19 protein-coding genes and 1 pseudogene are annotated in these 26,721 nt (G+C 62.8%); 14 read left to right on the forward strand and 6 right to left on the reverse strand.

Annotated elements, in window-relative coordinates:
• A pseudogene (locus FNA46_RS06450) lies at nucleotides 1–291 on the forward strand (sugar ABC transporter permease); the annotation flags it as partial.
• Complete coding sequence (locus tag FNA46_RS06455) at nucleotides 288–1,136, forward strand: carbohydrate ABC transporter permease (RefSeq protein WP_143124298.1); 849 nt, start codon at nucleotides 288–290, stop codon at nucleotides 1,134–1,136. The pseudogene FNA46_RS06450 and the gene FNA46_RS06455, both read left to right, overlap by 4 nt.
• A gap of 9 nt (nucleotides 1,137–1,145) precedes the next feature.
• Here FNA46_RS06455 and FNA46_RS06460 read toward each other — a convergent pair whose 3' ends face one another.
• Nucleotides 1,146–1,994, reverse strand: a complete 849-nt coding sequence (locus FNA46_RS06460) for a MurR/RpiR family transcriptional regulator (protein WP_143124299.1) — start codon at nucleotides 1,992–1,994, stop codon at nucleotides 1,146–1,148.
• 136 nt (nucleotides 1,995–2,130) lie between these two features.
• Between FNA46_RS06460 and murA the strand changes: the two genes are divergently transcribed.
• From murA to FNA46_RS06505, 9 genes are all read left to right on the forward strand, one after another.
• Entirely contained in the window at nucleotides 2,131–3,387 is a 1,257-nt protein-coding gene (gene murA, locus FNA46_RS06465) for a UDP-N-acetylglucosamine 1-carboxyvinyltransferase (protein WP_143124300.1), read from the forward strand.
• Nucleotides 3,384–4,274: a glucosamine kinase nucleotide-binding domain-containing protein gene (locus FNA46_RS06470; protein WP_143124301.1), complete on the forward strand. Its 891-nt coding sequence runs from the start codon at nucleotides 3,384–3,386 to the stop codon at nucleotides 4,272–4,274. The genes murA and FNA46_RS06470 overlap by 4 nt, the downstream gene beginning before the upstream one ends.
• A 112-nt stretch (nucleotides 4,275–4,386) precedes the next feature.
• Nucleotides 4,387–5,316 carry an N-acetylmuramic acid 6-phosphate etherase gene (gene murQ, locus FNA46_RS06475; RefSeq protein WP_143124302.1) on the forward strand — a complete coding sequence of 310 codons (930 nt, stop codon included), beginning with the start codon at nucleotides 4,387–4,389 and terminating at the stop codon, nucleotides 5,314–5,316.
• A gap of 77 nt (nucleotides 5,317–5,393) precedes the next feature.
• A complete protein-coding gene (locus FNA46_RS06480) occupies nucleotides 5,394–6,899 on the forward strand; it encodes an ABC transporter substrate-binding protein (protein WP_425468679.1) in 1,506 nt (501 codons plus the stop codon).
• A gap of 25 nt (nucleotides 6,900–6,924) precedes the next feature.
• On the forward strand, nucleotides 6,925–7,887 hold the full coding sequence (locus FNA46_RS06485) for an ABC transporter permease (protein WP_143124304.1): 963 nt from the start codon (nucleotides 6,925–6,927) through the stop codon (nucleotides 7,885–7,887).
• A complete protein-coding gene (locus FNA46_RS06490) occupies nucleotides 7,884–8,726 on the forward strand; it encodes an ABC transporter permease (RefSeq protein WP_246102895.1) in 843 nt (280 codons plus the stop codon). Before FNA46_RS06485 ends, FNA46_RS06490 begins: the two co-directional genes overlap by 4 nt.
• Nucleotides 8,723–10,489: an ABC transporter ATP-binding protein gene (locus FNA46_RS06495; protein ID WP_143124305.1), complete on the forward strand. Its 1,767-nt coding sequence runs from the start codon at nucleotides 8,723–8,725 to the stop codon at nucleotides 10,487–10,489. Before FNA46_RS06490 ends, FNA46_RS06495 begins: the two co-directional genes overlap by 4 nt.
• Nucleotides 10,489–11,499: a serine hydrolase domain-containing protein gene (locus FNA46_RS06500; RefSeq protein ID WP_425468680.1), complete on the forward strand. Its 1,011-nt coding sequence runs from the start codon at nucleotides 10,489–10,491 to the stop codon at nucleotides 11,497–11,499. Before FNA46_RS06495 ends, FNA46_RS06500 begins: the two co-directional genes overlap by 1 nt.
• Nucleotides 11,500–11,511: 12 nt before the next feature.
• Entirely contained in the window at nucleotides 11,512–12,627 is a 1,116-nt protein-coding gene (locus tag FNA46_RS06505; RefSeq protein WP_143124306.1) for an anhydro-N-acetylmuramic acid kinase, read from the forward strand.
• Here FNA46_RS06505 and FNA46_RS06510 read toward each other — a convergent pair.
• From FNA46_RS06510 to FNA46_RS06520, 3 genes are all read right to left on the reverse strand, one after another.
• A complete protein-coding gene (locus tag FNA46_RS06510; protein WP_143124307.1) occupies nucleotides 12,619–13,050 on the reverse strand; it encodes a GNAT family N-acetyltransferase in 432 nt (143 codons plus the stop codon). The genes FNA46_RS06505 and FNA46_RS06510 overlap by 9 nt on opposite strands.
• A gap of 184 nt (nucleotides 13,051–13,234) precedes the next feature.
• Nucleotides 13,235–18,568, reverse strand: a complete 5,334-nt coding sequence (locus FNA46_RS06515; RefSeq protein WP_143124308.1) for an autotransporter domain-containing protein — start codon at nucleotides 18,566–18,568, stop codon at nucleotides 13,235–13,237.
• An 83-nt stretch (nucleotides 18,569–18,651) separates the two neighbouring features.
• On the reverse strand, nucleotides 18,652–20,733 hold the full coding sequence (locus FNA46_RS06520) for a glycosyltransferase family 2 protein (protein ID WP_185969751.1): 2,082 nt from the start codon (nucleotides 20,731–20,733) through the stop codon (nucleotides 18,652–18,654).
• Between the two features lie 526 nt (nucleotides 20,734–21,259).
• Between FNA46_RS06520 and FNA46_RS06525 the strand changes: the two genes are divergently transcribed.
• Nucleotides 21,260–22,144 carry a tetratricopeptide repeat protein gene (locus tag FNA46_RS06525; protein WP_185969752.1) on the forward strand — a complete coding sequence of 295 codons (885 nt, stop codon included), beginning with the start codon at nucleotides 21,260–21,262 and terminating at the stop codon, nucleotides 22,142–22,144.
• A gap of 69 nt (nucleotides 22,145–22,213) precedes the next feature.
• Here the strand turns inward: FNA46_RS06525 and FNA46_RS06530 are convergent, their stop codons facing one another.
• Nucleotides 22,214–22,948 (reverse strand): response regulator transcription factor, encoded by a 735-nt coding sequence (locus FNA46_RS06530; RefSeq protein ID WP_143124311.1) that lies wholly within the window; start codon nucleotides 22,946–22,948, stop codon nucleotides 22,214–22,216.
• A complete protein-coding gene (locus tag FNA46_RS06535; RefSeq protein WP_246102897.1) occupies nucleotides 22,945–24,165 on the reverse strand; it encodes a sensor histidine kinase in 1,221 nt (406 codons plus the stop codon). Before FNA46_RS06535 ends, FNA46_RS06530 begins: the two co-directional genes overlap by 4 nt.
• Before the next feature lie 269 nt (nucleotides 24,166–24,434).
• On the opposite strand from FNA46_RS06535, the gene FNA46_RS06540 reads away from it, so the two are divergent.
• Both FNA46_RS06540 and FNA46_RS06545 read left to right on the forward strand, forming a co-directional pair.
• Nucleotides 24,435–25,454, forward strand: coding sequence for an ABC transporter substrate-binding protein (locus FNA46_RS06540; protein ID WP_143124313.1), 1,020 nt, complete (start codon nucleotides 24,435–24,437; stop codon nucleotides 25,452–25,454).
• An 83-nt stretch (nucleotides 25,455–25,537) separates the two neighbouring features.
• A partial coding sequence (locus FNA46_RS06545) for an ATP-binding cassette domain-containing protein (protein ID WP_143124314.1) occupies nucleotides 25,538–26,721 on the forward strand: 1,184 nt, incomplete at its 3' end.

Consider the following 26,721-nt stretch of genomic DNA (forward strand, 5'->3'; position numbering starts at 1 on the left):
AGAGTAAAGACGACGGTGGCGCCCTCTGCCACCGTCGTCTTTACTCTTCTCTTCGTCGGCGCGTTCAACTGGTTCGAAATGCCCTTCGTAATGGGCGGCATCGATGGCTCGCCGCATGGCGCGACCGACGTGCTCGGCCTCTACTTCTACCGCACCGCCTTCGGCAGCATGTCGGCGTCCGCGGAAAATTTCGGGCCAGGCAGCGCGCTGGCGGTGCTGATCTTCCTGTTCATCGCCGTCGTCTCCAGCGTCATCACGTTGAAACTTCGCAAGCGGGAGATCCAGCTATGATCCGGGAAAGCCGCAGCCGGACGCTGCGCACCTTCGGCTGGGACGGGCTGATCCAGATCGTCCTGATCGGCAACAGCATCGTCATGCTGGCGCCCATCGCCATCATGGTGTTTTCCGCCTTCAAGACGAATGCGCAAATCTTCCAGTCGCCCTTCTCGCTGCCGGATTTCACCCATGTCGGCAATCTGGTGCGCGTCTGGACGGAGACGGATTTCGTCCGCTACCTGATGAATTCCCTCATCGTTACCGGCGCCTCGATCGCGCTCATCCTGGTGCTCGGCACCATGGCGGCCTATGCGCTGGCCCGCTACGAGTTTCGCGGGGCAAATGCCATCCTGCTGTTCTTTCTCGCCGGTCTGACGCTGCCGCTGAAGCTTGCCGTCATTCCGCTGTTCATCCAGATGCGCGACCTCGGACTGGTCGACAGCCGCCTCTCGCTGATCTTCATCTATGTGGCGACCGGCCTGCCGACGACCGTCTTCATCATGACCGGCTTCATCCGCAGCCTGCCGAATGAACTGGAGGATGCGGCCCGCATGGACGGCGCCAACGAGGCGCGCATCATGTGGTCGATCATGCTGCCTCTGGTGCGTCCGGCCATGGTCATTGCCGCCATCCAGAATGTGGTGCCGATCTGGAACGACTTCTTCTTCCCGCTGATCTTCATCCAGAACAACGATCTGAAGACCCTGCCGCAGGGACTGACGACCTTCATGGGCGAATTCGGCACGGACTGGGGCGTGCTGTTCTCCGGGCTTACCCTATCGGCGCTGCCGATCATCCTGCTCTACATCGCTCTGTCGCGCCAGTTCATCAACGGCATGACGGCGGGCGCGATCAAGTAGCGGCGGTCCTCAGGACTTCAGCAGCGCCACCGCGGCTTCGCTGGCATGGATCGCCTCATTGGCCTTGGGCAGCGTCCGCACCAGGGCGAGAAAGACGAGATCGGTAATGGCAAGCTGGGCATCGCGCGAGGTGATGGCGGAGGAGCGGACCCTCTCTTCGTCGGCCACGGTGTTGAGGCGGATATGGGCAAGCTCGCTCAATCGATTTTCCTGCAGGCCGGTCAGGGTGATGACGGTTGCGCCGCTCTTTCTGGCCATGTCCGCAAGCCGCAGCGTCTCGACATTGCCGCCGGACTGCGAGATGGCAAACAGCACATCCTCTTCCGTCAGGGAGGCGGCATTGGCCATCTGCACATGGGTGTCGCTGTCCATCAGCACCATCAGGCCGAGCTTCAAGAGCTTGTAGGAAAAGTCGCGCGCCACCAGCGACGATGCGCCGATGCCGGCCAGATGAATGCGGCGGGCGGCGGCGAGCGCGTTGACGGCAGCCGTGACCACCTCCTCGCTGTTGACCTGCATGGTCTGCTGCATGGCGGATACCTTGCTCGCCACCAGCTTCTGCTGGATCGTCACCAGATTGTCGCCGGCATCGATGGTGCCGTGGATCATGCCGGTCGGCACACGCCATTCCTGCGCCTTTGCCCGCGTCACCGCCAGCTTCAGTTGCTGATAGCCGTCATAGCCGATCTTCTGGGAGAATTTGACGACGCTGGACTGGCTTCGCCCGGTGGCGGCCGCCAGTTCGGCGGAAGACAGCGTCAGCATCCGCTCGGGATCGTCGATGATGAACTGGCCGATCTCTCGCTCGGCCTCCGTCATGGCGTCCAGCTTGGCACGGATGACTTTCAGAACGGACATGCCGGCTCCTTCGCAGCCCGAGATGATGGAATAAGCTATTCGGAACTTCAAAATTATCTGGAATATTATAACCGGCGTCCTATCATTGGTCACCCCCCGATTCCGGCCGCAAGGCGGCTTTCAGTGGATTTAGCCCATGGATCAGCTTCGCATCACCGGTGGCAACAGGCTGGACGGCGCCGTGCCGATTTCCGGTGCCAAGAATGCCGCATTGCCGCAGATCGCCGCAGCGCTGCTGTCGCCCGAGGCGCTGGAACTCACCAATCTTCCGAGGGTCTCCGATGTCGAGAACATGCTGCGGATCATCGCGCTGTACGGTGCAGAGGTCAGCCGGGATTCGCATCGCACCCGCATCGATGCAAGTGCCGTGACGCCCGGCGAGGTGGACTATGACACCGTGCGGCGGATGCGGGCCTCGATCCTGGTGCTGGCTCCGCTTCTGGGCCGCTTCGGGCAGGCGCGCGTATCGCTGCCGGGCGGCTGTGCCATCGGCGCCCGTCCGGTTGACATGCATCTGAAGGCGCTGTCTGCGCTCGGGGCCGATGTCTCGATCGAAGGCGGCTACATCGTGGCCTCTGCCGGGTCGGGGCTGACTGGCGGTCGGATCGTGTTGCCGGGGCCCTCCGTCGGCGCCACGGAGACGGCGCTGATGGCTGCCTGCTGCGCGCGCGGCGAGACCGAAATCCTGAACGCCGCCCGCGAGCCGGAGGTCGTGGATCTGATTGCCTGTCTTTCCGCCATGGGCGCGGTGATCGACGGGGCCGGTACCCATCGTCTGCTGATTGCCGGCAACACCTTCTGGCGCGCGGCCAGCCACCACTCCATCCCGGACCGGGTGGAAGCCGGCACCTATGCCGCCGCAGCTGCGATTACCGGCGGGCGTCTCGAACTGGTCGGCGCGCGCATGGAGCATCTGGCCTCGGTCTTCCAGGTTCTGGAGGAGATGGGCGTCTCCATCTGGCCCGGCGACCGCGGCGTCGTGGTGAACGGCGCGCAACGGCTGAAGCCCGCAGACATCACCACCGAGCCCTATCCCGGCTTTCCGACCGACCTGCAGGCGCAGTTCATGGCCATGGCTGCGCTCGCCGATGGCGCCAGCCTGATCCGCGAAACGATCTTCGAAAATCGCTTCATGCATGTGCCGGAACTGGGGCGGCTGGGCGCGGACATCACGCTCAACGGGCCGGTGGCGCTGGTGCGTGGCCGGCCTGCGCTGAAGGGAGCCCCCGTGATGGCGACCGATCTCAGAGCCTCCGTCTGCCTGGTGCTGGCAGGGCTCGCCGCCGAGGGGGAAACGGTGATCAACCGCGTCTATCATCTCGATCGCGGCTATGAGCAGCTTGACCGCAAGCTCGCCCAATGTGGCGCCAAGATCGAGCGGATTTCCCGATGACGGCGAAACAGACGACGACCGAGAGACAGCCCCGGCTCCTTCTGGGAATCGATGGTGGCGGCACGGGGTGCCGTGCCCGGATCACGGACGAGGATGGCAATCTGCTGGGACAGGGGCTTTCGGGACCGGCCACCACGCGCCTTGGTATCGCCGAAGCCTGGGCGTCCTTGATGCGCGCCTGGCGCGGGGCTGCCGAAGAGGCCGGTCTCGATCCTGACCGTGCCCCGCAGGTCAAGGCCGGGATTGGTATTGCGGGCCTCAGCCGGGCGGGATCGCGCGAGCAACTGGAAGCGCTGCCGCATCCCTTTGCGGCGATCCGCTTCACCTCCGATGGCGCAGCCGCCTGTCTCGGCGCGCATTCCGGCCGTGACGGTGCCATCGTCATTGCCGGAACCGGCTCGATCGGGCTTGCCTTTATCGGAGGACAGGAGTTTCGAGCCGGCGGCTACGGCTTCCCAATTTCCGACGAGGGCAGCGGCGCAGACATGGGGCTGAAGGCCATCCAGTTGGCCCTGCGTGCCCTTGACGGCCGCCGTGACCGCACGGCCTTGCTGGCCGAGGTCATGGGCCGGTTCGAAGGGGATGTCTCCCGCGTCATCGCCTGGATGGACAAGGCGACCGCCACCGATTACGCAACCTTTGCGCCGCTGGTGCTGCGCCATGCCGATCAGGGCGATCCGGCGGCGCGGCAGATCGTCCAGTCCGGCGCGGAACAGATCGACGGACTGGTTCGCCGGATGGTGGAGTATGGGGCGCCGCTTGTCACTCTTCTCGGGGGTCTTGCCGGTCCGCTGGAGCCCTGGCTTTCGCCGGACGTGCGCCGCCGCCTGAAACCTGCGGATGGCGATGCGGTGGCCGGCGCGATTATTCTTGCCCGCATGTCCTGATCGCACCGGCATCCCGCCGCTTGATGCCGGATGAACGGAATAAAGTATTCCTTATTTTGTTGACACACGGAATATTCAATCTTACAAAATTCAAAACGAACAGTGAGATCCCATGTCTTCCCAGCACCTTCTCGCAGAGCTTCAGCAGCTGGTTTCGGAAGCACGCAATCCGAATTCCCGGAACATCGACCTTCTGCCGACCGAGGAGATCCTGCGCGTGATGAACCGCGAGGATGCGGGCGTGCCGGATGCGGTCGCCCGGGTCATTCCGGACATCGCCCGGGCGGTGGACGCGATCGTCCGCGCCTTCCGCGAGGGGGGGCGGTTGATCTATATCGGCGCCGGCACCAGCGCGCGTCTCGGCGTTCTCGATGCCTCTGAGTGCCCTCCGACCTTTTCCGTGCCGGATGGGATGGTGGTGGGACTGATCGCCGGCGGTCCGACCGCGATCCTGCGCGCCGTGGAAGGGGCGGAGGATGATGTCGAGGGCGGACGCCGTGATCTCGAAGCCGTTGCCCTGACCACCCGTGACGTGGTGGTCGGGATCGCCGTCAGCGGCCGTACCCCCTATGTGGTTGGTGCGCTTGATTATGCGAAATCCCTCGGCGCGGTCACCGTCTCGTTGACCTGCAATCCCTCCTCGACGCTCGCGGACATGGCCGATATCGCCATCTCGCCTGTGGTCGGTCCGGAGGTGGTGACGGGTTCCACGCGCTTGAAATCGGGCACCGCGCAGAAGCTCGTGCTCAACATGCTGACGACGGCGAGCATGATCCGCATCGGCAAGACCTACGAGAACCTGATGGTCGATCTGTCGATCAGCAACAAGAAGCTGCACGCGCGCGGCATCCGCATCATTTCGGAGGCCACCGGCTGCCCGGTGGAGGATGCTGAGCGCTATCTGGCGGAGAGCGGCAACAATGTGAAGCTGGCGATCCTCATGGCGCTCACCGGGCTTTCCGTGGAAGATGCCGGAAGTGCGCTTACAAAAAGCGATGGCTTTCTTCGCAAGGCGCTTGAAGAAGCGCAGCAATCGGTTTGAAACTGCAAGCCATCCGGCGCCCGGCCTTCAGAAGCCGCGGCCGGAAAACCAGAGGGAGAATGAGCATGAAACCTGGAATGACCCGCAGGCTTCTCGCCTGCGCTGCCGTGGTGGCCGGACTGGTCGGCGCCTCGGTCGCGCCGGCTGCGGCCGCAACACTGAAAATGGCCTGGGCCCAGGATGCCACGGGCCTCGACCCGCACAAGCAGACGGCCTTTTCCTCGATCCGCCTCCTCGAACTGGTCTATGAGCCGCTGGTGCGCCTGAATGGCGACCTGAAGGTGGTGCCGGCGCTGGCAACCGAATGGACCTTCGCACCCGATGCCAGGACGCTCACCTTCAAGCTGGATCCGAAGGCGAAGTTCCACAACGGCCAGCCCGTCACCGCGGCCGACGTCAAAGCCTCCTTCACCCGTATTCTCGATCAGGCGACCGGGGCAGTCGCGCGCGCCAATTATGCCTCCATCGCCAGCATCGACACCCCGGACGACCACACTGTCGTCTTCAATCTCTCCCAACCGGACGTGCCGCTTCTGACGGCGATGGGCAGCGTCAACGCCGCCATCTTGCCGGCCTCTGAAATCGCTGCCGGCAAGATCGGTACTGCGGCCGTCGGCTCGGGCCCGTTCAAGCTTGAAAGCTGGGAGCCGAACGCGCGCGAAGTGCTGAAGGCCAATGCAGACTGGGCCGGCGGCAAGGTCGGCGTCGATGGCATCGACATCAAGGTGCTGCCGGATGAGAACGCCATCCTTGCGGCCCTGCGCGCCAAGCAGGTGGATTTTGCCCTGCTGAACGATCCGCTGGTTGCCACGCTGGTGCCCAAGGTTGCCGGTCTGACGCTGAACCGCAAGCCCGTGCTCTCCTATCACGTTCTGCAGCTCAACCCGTCGCGCAAGCCGATGACGGAGCTTGCCGTGCGGCAGGCGATTTCCTGCGCCATCGACCGCAAGGATGTGCTCGACACAGCACTTCTCGGCGAGGGCGAGATCACCGGCCCGCTGACGATGCCGCAGTACCGCTCCGACCCGAAGACGCTGTTCTGCTACAGCCGCGATCTTGCCAAGGCCAGGAAGCTGATGGCCGATGCCGGGTATGCCAATGGCTTTTCCGCGACCGTGATTGCCGCGACCGGCGAGCCGCCAACGGCCGCCGCCGAGGCGCAGGTCATCCAGTCGCAGCTGAAGGAGATCGGCATCAAGCTCGACATCAAGCTGATGGAACTGAATGTCTATGTCGACACCTGGCTGAAGGGCGATTTCGACATGGCGGTGGCACTGAACGGCGGTCGTGCCGATCCTTATTCCATGTACAACCGCTACTGGACCAAGGCCGGCAATCTGCAGAAGGTCGCCAACTATATCGACGATACGCTGGACGACCTGATGCAGAAGGGCCGCGTCGAGACTGATCCCGCCAAGCGCAAGGACATCTTCTCGGCCTTCGACAAGCATCTGGCCGAGGTTTCCCCGTGGATCTGGCTCTACACGGGCTATGCCTATACCGCGCAGCAGCAGAACGTTCAGGGCTTCGTGCCGACGCCCGATGGTTCGCTGTTCGGCCTGTCTGCCGTGTCGCTGAAGTGATGCAGAGGGCGAGGCGGAGACCGACATGACATACCTCTTGCGGCGTCTCATCACCTTTCCACTCGTGATGCTCGGCGTTTCCGTTCTGGTGTTCGTGGCGATCCGCCTCGTTCCCGGTGATTCAATCACCGCCATGCTGGGCACCGAAGCCGGCCTGCTGACGCCCCAGCAGAAACAGGCGCTTGCTGCCTATTTCGGGCTCGACCAGAGCTGGCTGGTGCAGTACGGCCGCTGGCTTCTCGGCGTGCTGTCTGCCGATCTCGGCCTGTCGGTCACCTATGGCAAGCCGGTGCTGGATGTCATCCTGCAGCGGTTTCCGCTGACGCTGGAACTGGCATGTCTCTCGATGGTCGTTGCCATCGGCATCGGCCTGCCGCTCGGCGTGTTTGCCGCAACGCGCCGCGAACGCGGTTCGGATCTCGCCGTGCGCATCTTTGCGATGATCGGCCAGTCGACCCCGAGTTTCGTGATCGGGCTGATGATCATCTACGTCCTGTCCGCCGGCTTCGGCATACTGCCGGCCATGGGCCAGTTCATCCCCTTTTCCGAGGATCCGCTTGGCAATATCGGCCAGCTGATCCTGCCGGCGCTGACTCTTGGCCTTTCCTTCACGGCCTCCGTCACCCGTATTTCCCGCTCTGCCATGCTGGACGTGCTGAGCGACGATTATGTGCGCACCGCCCGCAGCAAGGGGGCAACCAGACGCCGGGTGATCTGGCGCCATGCTTTGCCCAACGCGCTGATCCCGGTGGTAACCCTGAGCGGCGTGGAATTCGGCTATCTGCTGGGCGGGGCCGTGCTTGTGGAGCAGATTTTTGCGCTGCCGGGGCTGGGGCGTATGGTGCTCGATGCCATTCTGCAGCGCGATTATGCGCTGGTGCAGGGCAGCGTGCTGTTCGTGGCGCTGAATTTCATGATCGTCAACCTGCTGGTCGATCTTGCCTATGTCATGCTGGATCCGCGCATCCGCCTGGGAGGACGCTCGTGAGCCGCTTTCTGACCCGCCTGCTCGGCCATTCGAGCGGCCGCATCGGCGGCGTGATCGTGCTTGCCTATATCCTGATCGCGCTTGCCGCGCAGGCGGGCCTGACGCCCTATGATCCGCTCCAGCAGTTCCGTATCGACCGCCTCCAGGGGCCGAGCATGGCGCACTGGATGGGGACCGACATGTTCGGCCGCGACGTGCTGAGCCGGTTGATGATCGGCATCGGCCAGTCCTTCCTGGTTGCCTTCTCCTCCGTTGGTATCGCGGCTCTGATCGGCACGCTGCTCGGACTGACGGCGGCCTGGTTCGGTCATCTCTGGGACGGTCTTGTGATGCGGTTGATGGATGTGCTGCTCGCCTTCCCCGCAATCCTTCTCGCCCTGCTCTTCATCGCCGTCGTAGGTCCGGGCACCTTCACGAGCATTCTCGCCATCGCCTTTGTCTATGCGCCGATCTTCACGCGCGTGGTGCGCGGACCGGCGCTTTCTCTCAAGGCGCGCGATTTCGTGGATGCGGCCCGCACCTTCGGCAGTTCCACATCCTATATCCTGACCCGCCATCTGATGCTGAACCTCGTGGCACCGCTCACCGTCCAGGTGACCCTGGCCCTCGCCTGGTCGCTGCTGACCGAATCCGGCCTCTCCTTCCTTGGTCTCGGCACGCAACCGCCGGGGTCCTCGCTCGGCCTCATGCTGTCCGACAGCGTCAACCTCATGGAAATGGCGCCCTGGCTTCTCGTTTTTCCCGGTCTTGCCATCATGCTGGGCATTCTCGGTTTCAACCTTCTCGGGGATGCACTGCGCGACATTCTCGACCCGCGCAGCCGGAGGGCCGTGGCATGAGCCGGCTTTTGTCCGTTCGCGGCCTCACGGTCGGCTTCGGTCGCGGCGATACCGCCAAGACGGTCGTCCATGGCATCGATTTCGATCTCAGCCCCGGCGAGACGCTCGCCATTGTCGGCGAAAGCGGCTCCGGCAAATCGGTGACAGCTTTGTCGATCAACCGCCTGATCGATGACGGTGGCGGCCGTATTCTTGGTGGCCGCATGGAGTTTACGACGGCGCGCGGCGAGGTCGTCGATCTCGTCTCTGCCACGGATCGTCGGATGGAAAAGATCCGCGGATCCGAGATCGGCATGATCTTTCAGGAGCCGATGACCTCGCTCAATCCGGTGATGACGATCGGACGACAGATCGAGGAAACGTTTCGCCTGCAGCAGGGGCTCGGTCACGCTGCTGCGCGCCTGGAAGCGCTCAATGCCCTGGAACGGGTGCGCATTGCCGATGCCGAACGCCGGCTTGGCTATTACCCGCACCAGCTATCGGGCGGCATGCTCCAGCGCGTGATGATCGCCATGGCGCTGGCCGCCAATCCGCGGCTTCTGATCGCGGACGAACCGACGACGGCGCTGGATGTCAGCGTTCAGGCGCAGATCATGGCACTGCTTGCCGAACTGCGGCGCGAAACCGGCACGGGAATGATCTTCATTACGCACGACATGGGGCTGGTCGCCGGCATTGCCGACCGTGTCATGGTGATGAATGGCGGACGCGTCGTCGAGCAGGGCACGCTGGACGACATCTTCGATCGTCCCCAGCATCCCTATACCCGCCATCTGTTGCAGGCCGTGCCGCATTTCTCGCACGGGCGGCATGTGCGCCGGGATGTGTCCCCCGGGGGGCGGGCGCTTGTGCGCCCCGCGCTCAAAGTCGAGGGGTTGACGGTCCGTTTCCCGGCAACCACGGGCCTGCTTCGCCGTCCGGCCGGTGCCATCCATGCCGTCGAGGGCGTCGGCTTCGAGCTCATGCCGGGGGAAACGCTTGCCATTGTCGGCGAAAGCGGATCGGGCAAATCGACCACCGCCCGCGCCCTGCTGGGGCTGGTCAAGGCCAGTCGCGGCAGCTTTTCTCTTCATGCCGGCGACGAAATCCCACGCCGCAAGCCCATCCAGATGGTGTTTCAGAATCCCTATGCGTCACTCAACCCGCGCCTTGACGTCGAAAGCCTGCTGGCGGAGCCGGTGCTGGCGGGCGGTGTGCGTCCGGATGGTGACACCCGGAAGCGGATGATGTCGCTGCTTGAGCGCGTCGGTCTGCCCTCCGACAGCCTGAGGCGCTATCCGCATGAATTTTCCGGTGGCCAGCGGCAGCGCCTCTGCATCGCGCGTGCCCTGATGGTCGATCCTTCAGTTCTGGTGCTGGACGAGGCCGTTTCCGCCCTCGATGTCTCCGTTCAGGCCCGCGTGCTGGACCTGCTGATCGATCTCCAGAACGATCTTAAGCTTGCCTATCTCTTCGTTTCGCATGACATGGCCGTGGTGGAGCGCATCGCCCATCGGATCGCTGTGCTGTATGCGGGACAAATCGTCGAGATCGGACGGGCGGATGCCGTTCTCTCCAATCCGCGCCATGACTACACGCGTCGCCTGATCGCCGCCGTGCCCACCACGGATCGTCGCCGCGATGTGTTCCGGCTTCAGACGGAGGCGGTGCCGAGCCTGCTGCGGCCCAGAGGCTACGAGCCGCCGGAGGCGGTCTGGGCGGTTTGCGGTGAAGATCACCAGGTTCTGGTCGAACAGCGGGCGATGATGGGAGAAGCGCGATGATGATGGCAAGCGGTGACGTGACGGCCTTCGACACCGCGTTCGCGCTGTTGCAGCAGTCGGTCGACAGTGGTCGCATTCCCGGCGGCGTTCTCGGAGTGATCGATCGCGCCGGCAATCGTCAGGTGCGTGTTACTGGTTTTGCGCAGAAGGTTGGCGTTCAACGGGTGATGACACGGGAAACCTGGTTCGATCTTGCTTCGCTCACCAAGGTCATCTTCACCACGCCCCGCATCCTCGGGCTTGCCGCACGGGGCGACCTCGATCTCGACGCGCCGATCGTCTCCGTCATTCCGGATTTTCGCCAGTATGCGCCGCAATGCTGGGAAAGGCAGGTTACCTTTCGCCAGTGCCTCGGGCACCAGACGCCCTTCCCCGCCGTGGAGCCGATCTACACCTATGGCGACGATCCGGAACGGTTGCGTGCCTTCGTGCTGCAGCGGGAATGGCGCTCCGGGCCTGCCGTCTATTCCGACATCAACTATATTCTTCTTGGGATCGCGCTGGAGCGCATCGAGGGCCGGAAGATTCGGGCGATGGATGCCGGATCTGGCTTTGCCTTTGCCGGGCCGCCGGACAAGACGGCAGCCACCGAGTTCTGTCGGTGGCGCGGGCGCGTTCTCTGCGGCGAGGTGCATGACGAAAACTGCTTTGCCCTGCAGGGGTCCGGTCACGCCGGCCTGTTCGGAGCCGTGGATGCGGTTCTCGACTTTGCCCACGACGTCCTGCGTGGCGATGCGGCGGGCGATCCTGTCGTGGGCTGGATGCGGGCCCCCGTGTCGGAACGACGGACCCATGGCTGGGAGCGGCCCTATGACGGCTGGTCCGGCGGTCACCATTGCAATGCGACGGTAATCGGGCATACGGGCTTTACGGGTACCGGGCTCTGGATCGATTTCGAGCGCGGTCAGGCCTGGACGCTGCTGACCAATCGCGTTCACCCCAGCCGCCATGTCGACAGCGGAATTTTTGCGTTGCGCAGCGCGGTCGGTGACGCGATGAACCGGATATGAGGGAGTAGGACAATGGAACCGATCTGGGCCGTGGGTTTGATGACGGGGACCGTTCTCGACGGCAATATTGATGTCGCGCTGCTGAAGACGGATGGTGAAACGATCGAACAGTTTGGTCGCTACACGCTGGCCCCCTACCCGCAGTCGATCCGTGACCTGCTTGAACAGACGCTCGCTGAAGCCCGGGTCTGGAATTTCGAAGGGCCGGAGCCTGCCATCTTTGCGCAGGCCGAGGCAGCGTTGACACGCGCGCAGACCGAAGCCGTTCGGACACTGGTGGTCGATGCGGAACTGTCCCCCGGCGAAATCGGCATTGTCGGTTTCCATGGCCAGACCGTGCTGCACCGGGCGCCGCAGCCGGGACGGATTGGCGCAACGCGCCAGCTCGGCGACGGCCAGTTGATGGCCGATATCCTGGGCGTCAGGGTTGCCTATGATTTTCGCAGCGCCGATGTGCACGCCGGTGGTCAGGGTGCGCCGCTGGCTGCAGTCTACCATGCGGCGCTGCTGAAGGGTGCTGGTCAGAACGAAACCTCCGCAGTGCTCAATCTGGGCGGCGTTGCCAATATCACCTGGAGCGATGGCGGCGATGGTCTGGTGGCCTTCGATACCGGGCCGGCCAATGCCCCGATCAATGACTGGGTCAAGTCGCATGGGCTGGGCGACATGGACCTCGATGGCAGGCTGGCCGCCGCAGGCACCGTGAATGAGGAACGGCTGTCGCAGCTTCTCGAACATCCCTATCTTTCGGCCCGTTTTCCGAAATCGCTGGATCGCTTCGATTTTGGAGCAGCCATGGCCGAGGGCCTTTCGCTGGAGGATGGCGCTGCAACGCTGACGGCGTTCACCGCATCGGCTGTCGGCAGGGCGCTTGATCTTCTGCCGACGCGGCCTCGTCGCGTCTTCGTCAGCGGCGGCGGACGCCATAACCCGACCCTGATGCAGATGCTGCACACGCGGGGGCGCGTCGAGGTCCGTCCGGCCGAAGATCTCGGCTGGCGCGGCGATGCGGTGGAAGCGGAATGTTTTGCTTTCCTGGCGGTGCGCGTGCTGCGCGGGCTGCCGATCAGTTTCCCGACAACGACCGGCGCTCCCCGGCCGATGACCGGTGGCCGCCTGTCAACCTGATGGCGTCAGCCTTTTCTGCAGGAACTTTCGGCTGCGCCCGACCGGAAAGTCGGGCAATTCGCCGAAGACGGCGTAGCCTTGTCGCGTATAGGCCTTTTCGGCGATCGGGTTGAACGTGTCGATCCAGGCGGAATGACAGCCGCGGGCTCGCGCCTCGTCTTCGGCCGCTGTCAGCATCTGACCGGCCATGCCCTGTCCCCTGAGGCTCTCATGCACCCATAGCCACTGCACATAGAGCCAGCCCCAGCCGGTATAGCCGCTGATGCCTGCGAGTAATGCGCCTGTTTCATCGCGTACGGTGACCGCAAGCACGCGGCGCCCCGAGGGGCCGACATCGGCATCGTTGTATGCGGTGAGGTTCTGCCCGATCAGCGCCACCTCCTCTGCCGCCGGGGTATCGGTGGTGGTGAGCCTGATCTGCATGCCTGTCATCCTGAACCTGGGTTTATGCCGGAACGGATCGGAGAACGATCCGGCGAAGGCGCGGGCGTTGCTGCCTGGCAATGTGCCGCGTCTCAGGACAGCATTTCCCTTTGCCCATGGCAAGTATCGATGAGGAGCCAATGCCCGCGACGCTGGCGGGGCGTCGCGGGCATCTGGACCACGATCAGAACTTCAGGCTGAACTTGCCACCGAAGGTCTGGGACGTCGTGGTCGAGCCGAATGCGCCATCATAATAGAGACGCAGCGTGGAGTTCTCGGTCGCGAAGATATCGACGCCGGCCGAGGCGCGCCACAGCGTGCGGTCCGTGGTGGAACGCGCCGTGAAGGGGCTGATCCCGCCGGTATTGGCCGAGAAGACACCCTGAATCGACTGCTCGTCGCTCGAGTAGAGGCTGACGCCACCGCTGACATAGGGGCGGATCAGGACATTATCTTCCATCTCGAACTGCGCACCGGCCTCCAGCGAGGGCGTGACGCTGAACACCGTCTGGTCGTTGGACTGCAGGCTGAGAGCCGACACGCCACCCGATTCCGTCACGGCATTCTGATGCGTATAGATCATGTCCAGCTCGACCTGCGGACGCAGGTAAGAGACGTCGTTCTGGAAGGTATAGGCTGCACGCAGACGTGCATTCAGCGTCGCGACTTCGGGGCTTCCGGTCAGCGTGTCCGAAAGGGAGCCGAAGTTCACGTTGCGGGTCGTGTCATACCAGCCATATGTGCCCGAGATGGAGGCTGCGAAGAGAGCCGCACCGGGCGTATACTTCACGACCGCACCGGCATAGCCGCTGGTGCCGTCGCTGCTGCCATAGGCGCTGGTTGCGGTTTCGGTGGAGAGACCGAAGCCGAAGCCGAGACGCCAGTCATCCGCAACGGCGAACTGGGCGCCGCTGGACAACGTCCAGCTCTTGTTGTCGAAGCCTACGCTATCGGCGGTTTCGTCCCGGGAGACGAGACGGCGTTCGACCTTCATCCAGCCGCATTCACCTTCCGCTCCGAAGAACACGGCGCCATCAGCGACGCGGCAGCTCATCAGGTTGTTGGTAAAGCCGACATTGGCAACCTTGGCGGCATCGCTCTGCGCCAGGAAGACTTCCGGCGAAAGCTGCTGCATGGCCTCGTTGAACGCATCGAGACTGCTCAGGCTCGCAAGACTTGAGAGGATCGGTTCAAGTCCGCTGGTGGTGGCAAACGAGCGGTTCAGATAGTCGCCGATCGCCGACGAATTGACCACGCTGCCCGAGGGCGAGAAGTTGAAGCCATCGATCGTCACCGTCGCGTTGGTGCCGTCGCTCGAGACGGAGCCGTTGATGACCGGGTTGCTGAGTGCCATGGTCTCCGTGCCGATGCCCGTGCCGGACGTCAGGAAGGTATAGGTCCCCGTACGGCCGAACGAGATGAAGTTCAGGCCGAGCGTGCCGTTGAGCGTGGCATTGCCGGCAACCTCGAGCTTGTCCACGGCGTTGTTGCTGGCGTCGATATCGATCAGCAGCGTGCCGTTCGCGGTGTTGTTGAGCGAGCCGATGAGGTTCGTGGTCTCGATCGTGCCCGTGCCGCCCGGCGAGAGGGTTCCCTCGTTGGTCAGCAGGTTGCCGGCGCCGAGATCGATGCGGGAGCCGGTTTCGAACAGAGCGTCGAAACGGTTGAGGAAGCTGTTGCTGCCGAGATCCGTCAGGTCGACATTGCCGCGAACGGTTCCGTAGTTGTCGATCGCCGTATTCGTGTTCGTGGCGGCAATCGCAAGACCATCGATGCCCTGGCTGTTCTGCAGGGTACCGCGGTTGACGAGGCTGCTGCTCGAGCCGTTGACGAAGGCAACGGCTGCGCCATCGGTCCCGCCGCTCACCGTACCGCCGTTGACGTTGGCCGAAAGCTGGCCCCAGCCCTGCAGATAGAGGCCGTTGCCCTTGGCCGTCAGGTCACCGGAACTGGTGACATTGACATTGGCGTTACTGGATGCCGCGAAGATCGCGTCGGCGTCGCGGGCGGTGATGTCACCGGTATTATTGACCGTGACGGCCGCGTTGTCGCTCATGTTCGTGGCGTTGATGCCGTAGCGATTGCCCTTGATTACGCCGACATTCGTGACGGTGACTGCGGCGCGCGCGGAAGATGCGATGATGCCATCCGCCGCGGTAGTGTCGCCCTCCTGGCGAACTGTGACGGCCTCGGTGTCGCTGAGGTTGGCGGCATTGATGCCGGTGACCCCGGCAACGATGTTTCCGGTATGCGTCACATTCACAGCAGCCTGCGCCGAAGACGCCAGAATGCCGGTGCCATTAGAGGCGGTGATCACACCTTGCTGGTCGACGGTGACCGCGTTGTTGTTGCTCGCGTTCGAGGCGTTGATGCCGTCTTTACTGTCGGCGTAGATGGCGGCATTGCCCGTGACTGTGACTGAGCCTGTCGCGGAGGAGGCAACAATACCCGTTTGGTTATAGGCCCGGACCGCGCCGGTCTGCGATACGTAAACCGCGTTATTGCCGTCGTTGCTCGCATTGATGCCGTATAGACCAGCCGTGATTTCGCCGTTGCCGGTGACGGTGACGGAGCCACTCGGGCTATAGGCGACGATACCAGATCCATCCCAAGCTACGACACCGCCGGTGGCCTTGACGGTGACGGCACCGCCGCTGGCGTTTCTGGCCAAAATGGCATCCGTCTTTGCGGTCACCGATCCAGTGGCCGTGACACTGACAGCCCCGTTGGCGGAATATGCGTCAATGCCAGCCCCTGCCCACGCATAGACCGTGCCGGTCTGGTCAATAGTCGTATCCGTGCCGTTGGAATGGGCATAGACACCATAGGTCTTGGCGTAGAGGTCGCCTTTCGAGGTGATTTTGATCGTGCCGTTTGGGGCACTGGCCAGGATGGCCGCGCCGTTATCGGCTCTCACATTCTCGGTCTGCTCGATCTGGATTGCACCGTTGGTCGCTTCGACATTGATGCCGTCAAACCAAGCCTGAATTGCCCCTGTGTTTTTGACGGTGACATTGCCGTTGGTGGCGGCGGCGACAATCCCTGTGCCGCTGGCCGAGCGGATGCCGCCTGACGTTGTAATGCCGATTGTGCCATAACCTGCGCTATTGACGCGGACCGCATCTTCATTGGCGGTGATCAGGCCGTTGGCCGTGAGCGTGACCGAACCGCTCTCGGCATTGGCAATGATGCCGGCCCCGTCGGTTGCCACGATCGTACCCGTCTGGTTGACACCAACGTTGCCGTTCTTCGAGTGCGCATAGATGCCATCGGTCCTGGCCTGCAGAGCACCGTTGGACGCGATGCTGACTGCCCCGTTCAGAACGTCGGCGCTGATGGCGCGTGCTGCGCTGGAGGTCACGTTGGCGGTCTGGCTGATCTGCACATCGCCGTTGATCGCCTCTACATCAATGCCGCTCTGCTTGGAGGCAATGACACTGCTGCTGGTGATGTTGACGCCATAACTCCCTGACGTGACGAGAATGCCGGAATTGTTGGTGGATGTCAGGTTGTTGCTGGTGTTGATGGTGACCTGACCGTTACCCGAATTGTTGACACGGATCGCATCCTCGCCGGCCGTGATGATGCCGGTGTTGGTGACCGAAACGCCAGCGTTCGCTGCAGACGCGTCAATGCCGGCGGTTGCTGCCTGAATGGTTCCGCTGTTGGAAACCGTGATGTTGCCATTCGCACTGGCTGCGAAAATGCCGGCGCCAGTGCTGGACGTCAGGCCACCGGATGCCGTGATCTCGACTGTACCGTAGCCTCCGCTGTTGGCGCGGATGGCGTGTCCTCTCGCCGTAATCAGGCCGTCGGTCGTGAGCGTGACCGAGCCGTTCTGCGCAGCGGCATCGATGCCGGAGCCTGCCGTTGATGTCACGGCACCAGTCTGTGTGATTTCTATATCGCCATTGGCCGCGCGTGCCTGGATGCCGTTGGCCTGGGCCTGGATCATCCCGGAATTGCTCACCGTGACATTGCCATTCGAGGAGGTGGCGAGAATAGCAATATCGCCCGTCGACTCGATATCCCCAGTCCGGTCGATGCTTGTGGAACCGTAACCCAAGCTCGAAGCGGAGATACCCGTGCCGCTGGCGCTGATCGTGCCACTGCCGGTCACTGACGCATCGCTGGTCAGCGAGGTGACGTTGATTCCGATCCCGTCGGAGGAGATGTCACCGGTCTGTTGGACGGAAGCCGTTCCATTATTGGCGTAGGCGACGACGCCATCGCCTTCTGCCGAAATCGCACCTGTACCTGTCACGGCGACGTTATCGGTGGTGGAATGTGCGAAGATACCGCGCCCATCCGTCATGATCGTGCCGATCTGGTTGACCGTGACGTCACCACCGGAGGCGGTCGCGGTGATGCCATCGTCCAGGGACCTGATGGTGCCGTTATTGGTGATGCTGACGCCACCGTTCAGGCCGACAGCCTCGATGCCATAGCCGTTGTACGCCGTGATCTCGCCGTTATGCCTTATGTCGACAACGGTTGTGCCGACCGTCTCCGCCGACTGGGCATGAATACCGGTTCCATCGACCTCGATGTCACCGGTCACCGAAATGGATACCGGCCCGCGGGCCTCGGCCCAGAAGCCGTCGCCATCGTGCGAGGTGAGGTTACCGGTATGCGAGGCAATGATCGGCCCGTCCTGGCCGTGAGCTTCCAGAGAGATTGCCGTCTGATCCGATTCGATGCTGCCGGATGTCTGGCTGACGATCGAACCGTTGCCGAAGCCGTAGATACCGTAGCCGGAATCTGCCGTGATGTTGCCGGTGCTTCCGATATCGAGCAGGCCCGATCCGTTCGATGTCAGGCGAATGCCATCACCGGCAGCCGTGATGGCTGCACCATTAACGACCTTGATCATGCCTGAAAGGCTGGGATCGATGCCCGTATCTGCCACTATACCCGAGCCCGTATCGGAGACCAGGCTGCCGGTCGTGTTGATCACGACATTGCCCGTCGACTGGCCATGCAGGTTCAGGGCGTCGAGGCTGGCGTGGATTGCGCCATTCGTGGTGACCGAGATATCGCCAGCGGTATCGCCATAAATGCCATAGGCGTTTGCCGAATTGAGGTCGCCCGTCGCGTTGACCGTGATGTCATGTCCGCCGAGGCTACGGGCCTCGATGGAATCCGCGCCTGCACCGGATGCGTTCAACGTCTGGTCCGTGTTGAGGATGACGGTGATCGCCCCGTTGCTGGAGACGAAATTGACGGCGTCAGTGCCGGCTGGCGCGGTTACGTTGCTGGTCAGCGATGAGATCGTCAGCATCGTGACCGGATCGGTTGCCGCAATGCCGCCGGATACCGCGCCGCTGCAGAGCATCGTGGAACCGGAAATGTTGCAGGCGGCCTCGGCCGGGGCGCTGTAGGAGACCCACAGCAGGCCGATGGCCGTGCCTGCCATCAGATGGCCAAGCGAGCGTCTGGTGGTGCTCAGTGCCTTGCGAGCCTGAGATCTTTCGGTTCTCGTTGCGGCCTTCTTGCCGTTCTTGTGCGGGTTCATCATGTACCCCTCTCCCTAAAATTCACTTGGTCAGTCAGTTCTAAATTCGGTGTTGTCACCCGAGGCGGATCTGCAGTTCGCAGATGTCAATCGGATCCCGGGCTCAAAGATGCTGTGTTCTGTGATGGTGTCGCTGTTCCCTGCGGATGGCCTTGAGTTGCAAGCCAGGCAGCCTGCCGGTCGTCGATCATCAGGTGTCGCGGGTCGCCGCTGGACTGCGAGGGAACCGAAAGAGCCGGTCCCAGCAGCACCGCAAAGAAGGCGATTGCCGCTGCAATCCGGCGCAGCGGTGCGGATTCGCGCACCGCTGCAGACGAAGGACCTGATCGAGCGACCGTGCGCAGGCTCACCGCGCGAGCGCCGGCTGCCGCGGGAAACATCGCCGCCGGCATTGCATGTCTGATCGCCAGAGCCAGATCCGCAAATCCGTTGCGAAAGCCGATGAAGCTGTGCAGGCCGTAGGCGTAGAGGATCACATTGATCGCCGGCACGATGGTGCCCACGTATTTTTCGGAGACGACGCCCTGGATCACATAGAACGCCATCAGCAGAAGCATCATGCCGTTGAACAGGAAGCTGTAGGGCGGAATGAACGTCCGGTCCGCGACCTTTGGGGTTCGCGTAAAGCTTCCCTTGCGGCCTGTCACCATCTGGCGAAGTGAGGCCAGAATTCCGGCAAAGCTCACAGGCAGCAGCATCAGATTCAGCGCGCAGACGCGGAACAGGTCGGAAAGCCTGTAGCCGAGCCTGTGAAGGTCGCTGGCGTAAAGACAGAAATACGGAGCGATTGCCAGCGGCGTCCACATCAGCAACGTGCGGCTGTCGGAAGGTGACCAGACCATCAGCACGAAGACGGCGATATTGCCGAGCAGTGGAGACAGCAGGTAGTTCGTGCGCACGACGAGTTCCGGCAGCCGCCTCAGACGCCCGGGCGTCTTCAGATAATGCTTGAGCAGGGTGGGGAAAATGATCAGTCCCCCATTGCTCCAGCGTTTGCGCTGGATGGCAAGCGCGCCAAAATCGGCCGGGGTGGCGCTGTAGGCGAGCGGCGTCAGATGGTTATGCACCTGCCAGCCGGCCCCGAGCAGATCGATGGTTGAGCCGGTATCCTCGATGACGGTCCTGTCCTGGATAAAGACCCGGACGGTCTGCGCCCCCTCCGTCTGGTCACAGGCAATATCCTGCAATGCCTTGTAGCGGATGAGGGCGTTTGCGCCGACCCAGTAGGAGGCGTTGAAAAAGGTGCTCCCCTGATGCGCGAGATACTGGATATCCGTTGTCGCACCCGCCACGCGCTCCACGACCGACGTGCTGTCAGGAAAGGTGAGATAGGGGGTCTGGGCAACGGCCGCCTGCGGGTTTTCCTGCAGGGCATGCGTAAGGCGAAGCATGTAATCGTGCAGAATCACGCTGTCGGCATCAAGCGTCAGCACAAGATCCGGACGCGCTACCGCAAGGTCGGCCCAGCCGTCGCCGCATTCCAGTAGCCTGACGACCTTGCCGCGCCGGGTGATCCGGAACCGCTTCCCCATCAGGCCGATATAGGCATTGAGGTTCATGGCCTTGTTCGGCGCGTGCGAAAGATTGGCGTAGGCCTTGCGTTCGAAGACGGTGATATCGGAGCAAAAGAGATCGCGCAGGATGGCGTAGTGAACGTCCAGTTCCCGCTCGTCAGCGCCCTGCTGGACCAGTTGCCGCGCCTTGTCGCGATAAAGTTCGGCAAGATCGCCCAGAACCTGATCGGCGAAGAAGCAATCGACATGGCGGAAGGCTGGCGTCGTCGCGTTTCGGAAGTCGGCCGCCTGCTCGTCGAGCCAGCTTGCCGCAAGCTGGTAGAGTGCGCAAACCTGCTCGCGATGGACGTCAAGGTTCAGGTCTGCCAGCGAACGCGAAGCCTGCCACGTCTGGGCCGCAGCGCGCAGGGGACGCATGATCGTTCGGACCGATTCGATCACCGTCTGGGCGGCCGCACGCGAACTGCGCAATGATGGCAGATCGGTCGCGGGATCGTCCACCAGCAGCACGATGCGTCGATTTCCGTAGCGGGCGACCGCTGCCGAAAGCATCGTCATGGCAATGACGCGCGGTTCTTCGCGATAAGAGGGTATCAGCACCGCGATCGATGGCGCGGAAGGAGCAAGGAGATGCTCCAGCGCCGATTCCGCCACGTGCGCGCGCCTTTGTCCACGCCGCGCCAGCCCGTAGCGACTGAGTTCGTAAGAAAAACAGCAGAAAAGCAAGGACAATAGAATGAAGGCATAAATCACGCGATGAAAGACGGGCACATCGGCGATGTTTACAACGAGGACAACGAGTGCCAACGTCATGCTCAGCGATAGCATCGTGACGATCGCCGCCAATGCCGTATCGATCCAGCCGGCTCCCTCGATATGGATTGCACTTCGTTTCCGCATTCGGCGCTGGCCCTGAAATTGCGTCGCGTCTTCGTCACTATGTGTAAATGGTCTATTACACAGATGTGTCAATTTGCAACGTATTTCGGGTGGAAAAAGGATCGCAAAGAGCGTATTTCAATGAAATTCCGGGGGTATATGAAAAAGCGAATGGCCGAAGTGGAGGGTATTAGTCTTGTCTAACGCGTGTATTGATGGTGAAGCTCTGATGTATTCAAACTCTCGGTTTAATTTGCTTGGTTCTGTCATGTCTCGTGCCCGAAAAATGCTTGGATTCTTCGTGCGTGCACGAGGCGGCGCCGGCGGGTTTCTGGATTTGCGGCTGGTGACGGTCCTGCTCGCATCCGTACTGACGTCCGGCTGCGTGACCGCGCAATCGACCTATCCCGACATGGTGAACAAGGGAGATGCGGCGCTCGCCCGCAAGGATTATCCCGCCGCGCTCGACGCCTACATGAAGGCTGCAAAGCGGGATGATTCGTGGGGCGAACTCAACGTCGCGAAGATTTACGAGAATGGTCAGGGCGTTGCCAAGAGCGATGCGACCGCGGCGGAATGGTATCAGAAATCGGCCGATCACGGTAATCCATGGGCCATGAACAGTCTCGGTTCTCTCTACGAGGAGGGGCGCGGTGTGCCCAAGGACCTGAAGAAGGCCGCCGATCTTTTTGCAAGGTCTGCCGGTCAGGAGAACCCCTGGGGCATCTACAATCACGGCCGCGCGCTGGAAGGCGGGTTTGCCGGCGAGAAGAACCAGGCCAAGGCGATCGAACTGTTCCAGAAGGCGGCGGCGATGGGCAATGTCTGGGCTCAGTACACGCTGGGCGAGAAGTATGCGTCCGGCGACGGTTTGCCGAAGAGCGACAAGCAGGCTGTTGAATGGTACCGCAAGGCGGCCGATCAAGGCAATGTCTGGAGCCAGTACAAGCTCGGCCTGCTGCTCGAAGGCACAAGCGAGGTGCCCGCAGACCTGCCGGGCGCGCTTGCCGCCTACAAGAAGGCCGCTGGTCAGGGCAATGCGCTGGCCCAGGCAAATCTTGGGCGCATGTACGAATCGGGCCAGGGCGTAACGGCCGATCGCAAGGAGGCGCTGCGTTATTACAAGCAGTCGCTGTCCAACGGCGGGCCGGCCTGGGTGGCGGCCCGCGTGAAGGCGCTGCAGTAATCATCCGCAGATGCGGTTCTTCCGACAAAATCGCAGGGCGCGGCTTTCGCCGCGCCCTTTTGGATTCGACTACTTTTGCGTATGCCCGTCCCGTTCCAGCCAGCGGGCAAGATCCATTTCCGCGCGTTCCAGCGCGGTATGGTTCACCAGCTTGCGCAGCAGCGAGACGGTGACAGCGCGGGAGCGGAGGTTGAAGCGGGCTTCCGCGTCACCATCGTTCGGCTGGTAGACGCCAAGCTTCTCGTAGAGCTGCTGCAGGCGGTTCTGGACGCTGCGAAGCGAAAGATTGCGCCGGCGCGCAATGGTGCGATCCGTCAGGCCAAGCGCGATATCGATCAACACTTCGTATTCCGAATCGGTAAAGCCGCTGACGGCACCGGCGCTCTTCTGCTGGAGGCCGCGGACTTCCCGGTCGATCACGCACTGGTCCTCGATGAAGATGGACCTGAGCGCCAGCCGAAGACGCTCGTCGGACGCCGATTTCAGCACATAGCCATAGGCCGCGCCGGCCGGCACGATGCGTGAAATACCGCGCACATTGGCTTCATCCGCATAATTGGACCAGAACAGGATGCGGGTCTCCGGCCGTTCACGCCAGATGGTGCGGGCAGCCTCGATGCCGTTGCGCGGGCTCATCTGGAGATCCAACACCACCCGTTCGGATGTGTGCTCACGCGCCAGGCGCTCACCCGCCAGCCCGTCGGCCGCCTCCAGGACCGTGTCGCATTCGGGAAGGGCTGCGCGCACGGCCTCGCCAAGATAGGCCCGGTGCAAAGGGTCGTCCTCGACAATCAGAACCTTCATGGCAATGTCTCCCATGCCAGCGGCAGCGTGACCCGAATCACGGTCGCCTTTTCCTCGCGTCGCGCGGTAAACTGCGCTCCGATCAGTCTGGCGCGCGTCTTCATGTTCTCGATGCCGCTCCCACGCCTCTCCTCGATCCTCGGCAGACCGACGCCGTCATCACGGACTTCGATCACGACCCGGTCGGCTACGCTGGCGAGGCGCACATCGATGCGGCCAGCCTGGGAGTGGCGCACGGCGTTGTTGATCGCCTCCTGCGCAATGCGAAACAGCGCGGTCTGCACCGGTTGCGGCAGAGCCTCCATGGCGCCATCGCTGTCGTCGCGCAGCGCCCAGTCGATCGAGAGCCCGCTGTCACGCACGGAGCGATCCAAGTGGTTGTCGATGGCCTCCGCCAGACCGAACAGTTCCAGAACCGACGGGCGTGCCTGTTCGATGATCTGCCTGAGATCACGCATGGATTGCTGCAGGCTCTGGAACAGCGGCGCCAGCATCTCCCCCGGTACGTTCTTCATCTGCGACAACCGTTCCAGTCGTCGCGCAAAGCGGGTCAGGTCGGCCAGCGTCTGGTCATGCAGGTCCATGCCGATGCGTTGCCGCTCGGTCTCCAGCGCTTCCGTCAGCCTGAGGGCGCCGACACGCAGTCCCTCGGCCCGTACGCGCGTTTCCGCCTCCGCGATCGCAGCGCGTCTTGCCTCGTCGGAAGCGCGCAACGCAAAGAAATAGGGTGCGATCAGGTCGGCGATCCAGCGCGCCCGCTCCACATCGGCACTGTCATAGACGTCCGCCTTGCGATCCGAAATCGACAGCGCCCCGATGGTTTCACCATGGGCCTTGAGGGCCACGTGGATGCGGCTTTTCAGCTTGTGGTCGAGGATCGGTTGCCCGAAGGCGCCTTCGAAATGAAAGGCGGGATCGACCATGGCATCGCCGGTCACCATGGTATCGACTTCGCCCATCAGAAGCCGCTTCAGCGGGCTCTGGTCGATGGGAGCCTCGGCGCGGCGGCTCCATTCCGTTTCGAAGCCGCTTTCATAGGCCATGTGGAAGCGGCTGCCCGGCATGATGATGCAGACATCCATATGGTCATGCGGCACGATTCCGGCGATCTGTTCGGCAACGGCGCGGATCGCCGAGTTGAAATCCAGATTGCCAGCGAGATGCCAGGCAATGCGTACATACTGTTCGAACAGCGGCGATGCTGTCTTGTCGAGCACGGGTGTTCCTCCTTCACCGGTCTCAGGTTGCGGCTCTTCCCTCCGCGCGGCAACAATAGCCTTGTATTGCCCGCCTTGTCGTGCGGCTTTTCGCAATCGACATGCGGGAACCCGCAGATTTGGAGGGTCATTTCCCCTGTACAGGCAGGGGGCTTTGCGCCATCCTGCCTGGGACGGATCGGAGTGGTCCGTACCACTTGATGCCGGGAAAAACCGTTGAGGAGCGGTCCCGGTCGACACGCCGCAAGGGGCGGCACTGGGGAGGTAATATGAGAATTCGGAGCATGCTCGCGGCATCTGCCGCCATTTTCGCCTGCGCGCTTTTGCCGATGACCGCTCACGCGGATACGGCGAAGAAGAAGATCGCACTGTCCAACAACTACGCCGGCAATTCCTGGCGTCAGGCCATGCTGACGAGCTGGGACAAGGTCACGAAGGAGGCCGTCAAGGCTGGTATCGTTGCCTCCGCCGATGCCTTCACGACCGCCGAGAACCAGGCGACGGAACAGGCCGCCCAGATCCAGAACATGATCCTGCAGGGCTATGACGCGATCGTGCTGAATGCCGCCTCGCCGACGGCGCTGAACGGCGCTGTCAAGGCTGCCTGCGATGCCGGCATCACCGTCGTCTCCTTCGACGGCATCGTCAACGAACCCTGCGCATGGCGCATTGCGGTCGATTTCAAGGAAATGGGCCGCAGCCAGGTCGAATATCTGTCGAAGCGCCTGCCGAAGGGAGGCAATCTGCTGGAAGTTCGCGGTCTTGCGGGTGTCTTCGTTGATGACGAGATTTCCGCCGGCATCCACGAAGGCGTCAAGCAGTTTCCGCAGTTCAAGATCGTCGGCTCCGTGCATGGCGACTGGGCGCAGGATGTGGCCCAGCGTGCCGTTGCCGGCATCCTGCCAAGCCTGCCGGAGATCGCAGCCGTCGTGACGCAGGGCGGCGACGGCTATGGCGCGGCGCAGGCCTTCGAGGCTGCGAAGCGCCCCACCCCGGTCATCATCATGGGCAACCGCGAGGATGAGCTGCAGTGGTGGAAGAAGCAGAAGGACGCGTCTGGCTATGAGACGATGTCCGTCTCGATCGCACCCGGCGTCTCGACGCTTGCCTTCTGGGTGGCGCAGCAGATCCTCGACGGCAAGCAGGTGAAGAAGGACCTGACGGTTCCCTTCCTGCGCATCGACCAGCCGACGCTGGAGGACAATCTGAAGACGACGCAGAAGGGCGGCGTGGCGAATGTCGAATATTCCCAGGCCGACGCCCAGAAGGTGATCGCCACCGCGAAATAAGCGGGATCCCACCCCGCGCGGGCGGAGGCGCACCTCCTGGCGCTTCCGCCCTCCCCCAATCGCATGACCCGATGGTTCGCTCCATGACTTCAGACAATGAAACGCGCCCGGTGGTATCAGCGCGCGCCGTTCGCGTTGCCTTTGGTGCCGTGACCGCGCTTGATGGCGTGGATCTCGACATCCGCCCCGGCGAGGCGCTGGGGTTGGTTGGCCATAATGGCGCCGGCAAATCCACCATCGTCAACGTCATCAACGGCGGTCTTACCCCGCATCAGGGCAGTCTCGCCTATGGCAACGCCGAGGCGACCGGCGGCGGTGTTTCTGCGGCCCGCGCGGGCGGCGTGCGCTGCGTATTTCAGGAACTGTCGCTCTGCCCCAATCTGACTGTCGCCGAAAACATCCGGCTGATGCATCAGGGGCTCAACGGTGCCGGCTGGCGTCGTCAGGCGCTGTCGCTGATCCGTGCGAAGCTTGCGGAAATCTTTCCGGGCAACCGTGTCAATTGTGCCGCCACGGTGGCAGAGCTGCCGATCACGGAGAGGCAGATGGTCGAAATCGCCATCAACTTCCTGTCCGTCACCGAAGCGCCGCGGCTGGTCATTCTGGACGAGCCGACATCATCACTGGATGCAGCGCTTGCTGAACAACTCATGGCGCATGTACGGCGCTATGTGGCCGGCGGCGGCTCCGTTCTGCTGATCTCGCATATCCTGGGTGAGATCCTGTCCACCTCTACCCGCATCGTGGTGATGAAGGATGGCAAGGTGGTCGCCAACCGGCCCGTGTCCGGCTTCACGGTCAAAAGTCTCGTGGAAGCCATGGGGAGTGTCGTGAAGGAAAAGGTCCGGTCCGGCACGCGTGACCTTTCGAAGGCCGAACTCGCGGTTACCATGCCGGTCGCCAAAGGGGCGTCGGCAGCGTTTTGCGCGCGCAAGGGCGAAATCATCGGCCTTGCGGGGCTTGGCGGGCATGGGCAGACCGACATTCTGCTGTCGCTCTTTCGCAATCGGGCGTCCAACTGGCTCCCGAAGCGCCCGCAGGAAGTTGCCTTCGTGGCCGGTGACCGTTCGCTGAATGGCACCTTTCCGCTGTGGAGCATCCTGCGCAATCTCTCGATCGGTGATCTTGGCGCTCTGTCGCGTTTGGCCACCATCGGGCGCGGCGAGGAAACGGCGCTGGGTAGCGCGTGGAAAGCACGTATGGCGATCAGAACGCCCGATATGGCCAATCCCATTCTGTCCCTGTCGGGTGGCAACCAGCAGAAGGT

The organism is Affinirhizobium straminoryzae (assembly GCF_007004135.1).
Classification (GTDB): domain Bacteria; phylum Pseudomonadota; class Alphaproteobacteria; order Rhizobiales; family Rhizobiaceae; genus Neorhizobium; species Neorhizobium straminoryzae.

What these genes read in the sequence shown, in the direction of transcription:
- FNA46_RS06460 (WP_143124299.1), bottom strand. Translation starts at nt 1,994, where the DNA reads ATGTCCGTTCTGAAAGTCATCCGTGCCAAGCTGGACGCCATGACGGAG.
- FNA46_RS06485 (WP_143124304.1), top strand. Translation starts at nt 6,925, where the DNA reads ATGACATACCTCTTGCGGCGTCTCATCACCTTTCCACTCGTGATGCTC.
- FNA46_RS06470 (WP_143124301.1), top strand. Translation starts at nt 3,384, where the DNA reads ATGACGGCGAAACAGACGACGACCGAGAGACAGCCCCGGCTCCTTCTG.
- FNA46_RS06510 (WP_143124307.1), bottom strand. Translation starts at nt 13,050, where the DNA reads ATGCAGATCAGGCTCACCACCACCGATACCCCGGCGGCAGAGGAGGTG.
- FNA46_RS06455 (WP_143124298.1), top strand. Translation starts at nt 288, where the DNA reads ATGATCCGGGAAAGCCGCAGCCGGACGCTGCGCACCTTCGGCTGGGAC.
- FNA46_RS06495 (WP_143124305.1), top strand. Translation starts at nt 8,723, where the DNA reads ATGAGCCGGCTTTTGTCCGTTCGCGGCCTCACGGTCGGCTTCGGTCGC.
- murA (WP_143124300.1), top strand. Translation starts at nt 2,131, where the DNA reads ATGGATCAGCTTCGCATCACCGGTGGCAACAGGCTGGACGGCGCCGTG.
- FNA46_RS06540 (WP_143124313.1), top strand. Translation starts at nt 24,435, where the DNA reads ATGAGAATTCGGAGCATGCTCGCGGCATCTGCCGCCATTTTCGCCTGC.
- murQ (WP_143124302.1), top strand. Translation starts at nt 4,387, where the DNA reads ATGTCTTCCCAGCACCTTCTCGCAGAGCTTCAGCAGCTGGTTTCGGAA.
- FNA46_RS06505 (WP_143124306.1), top strand. Translation starts at nt 11,512, where the DNA reads ATGGAACCGATCTGGGCCGTGGGTTTGATGACGGGGACCGTTCTCGAC.
- FNA46_RS06530 (WP_143124311.1), bottom strand. Translation starts at nt 22,948, where the DNA reads ATGAAGGTTCTGATTGTCGAGGACGACCCTTTGCACCGGGCCTATCTT.
- FNA46_RS06500 (WP_425468680.1), top strand. Translation starts at nt 10,489, where the DNA reads ATGATGGCAAGCGGTGACGTGACGGCCTTCGACACCGCGTTCGCGCTG.
- FNA46_RS06480 (WP_425468679.1), top strand. Translation starts at nt 5,394, where the DNA reads ATGACCCGCAGGCTTCTCGCCTGCGCTGCCGTGGTGGCCGGACTGGTC.
- FNA46_RS06515 (WP_143124308.1), bottom strand. Translation starts at nt 18,568, where the DNA reads ATGATGAACCCGCACAAGAACGGCAAGAAGGCCGCAACGAGAACCGAA.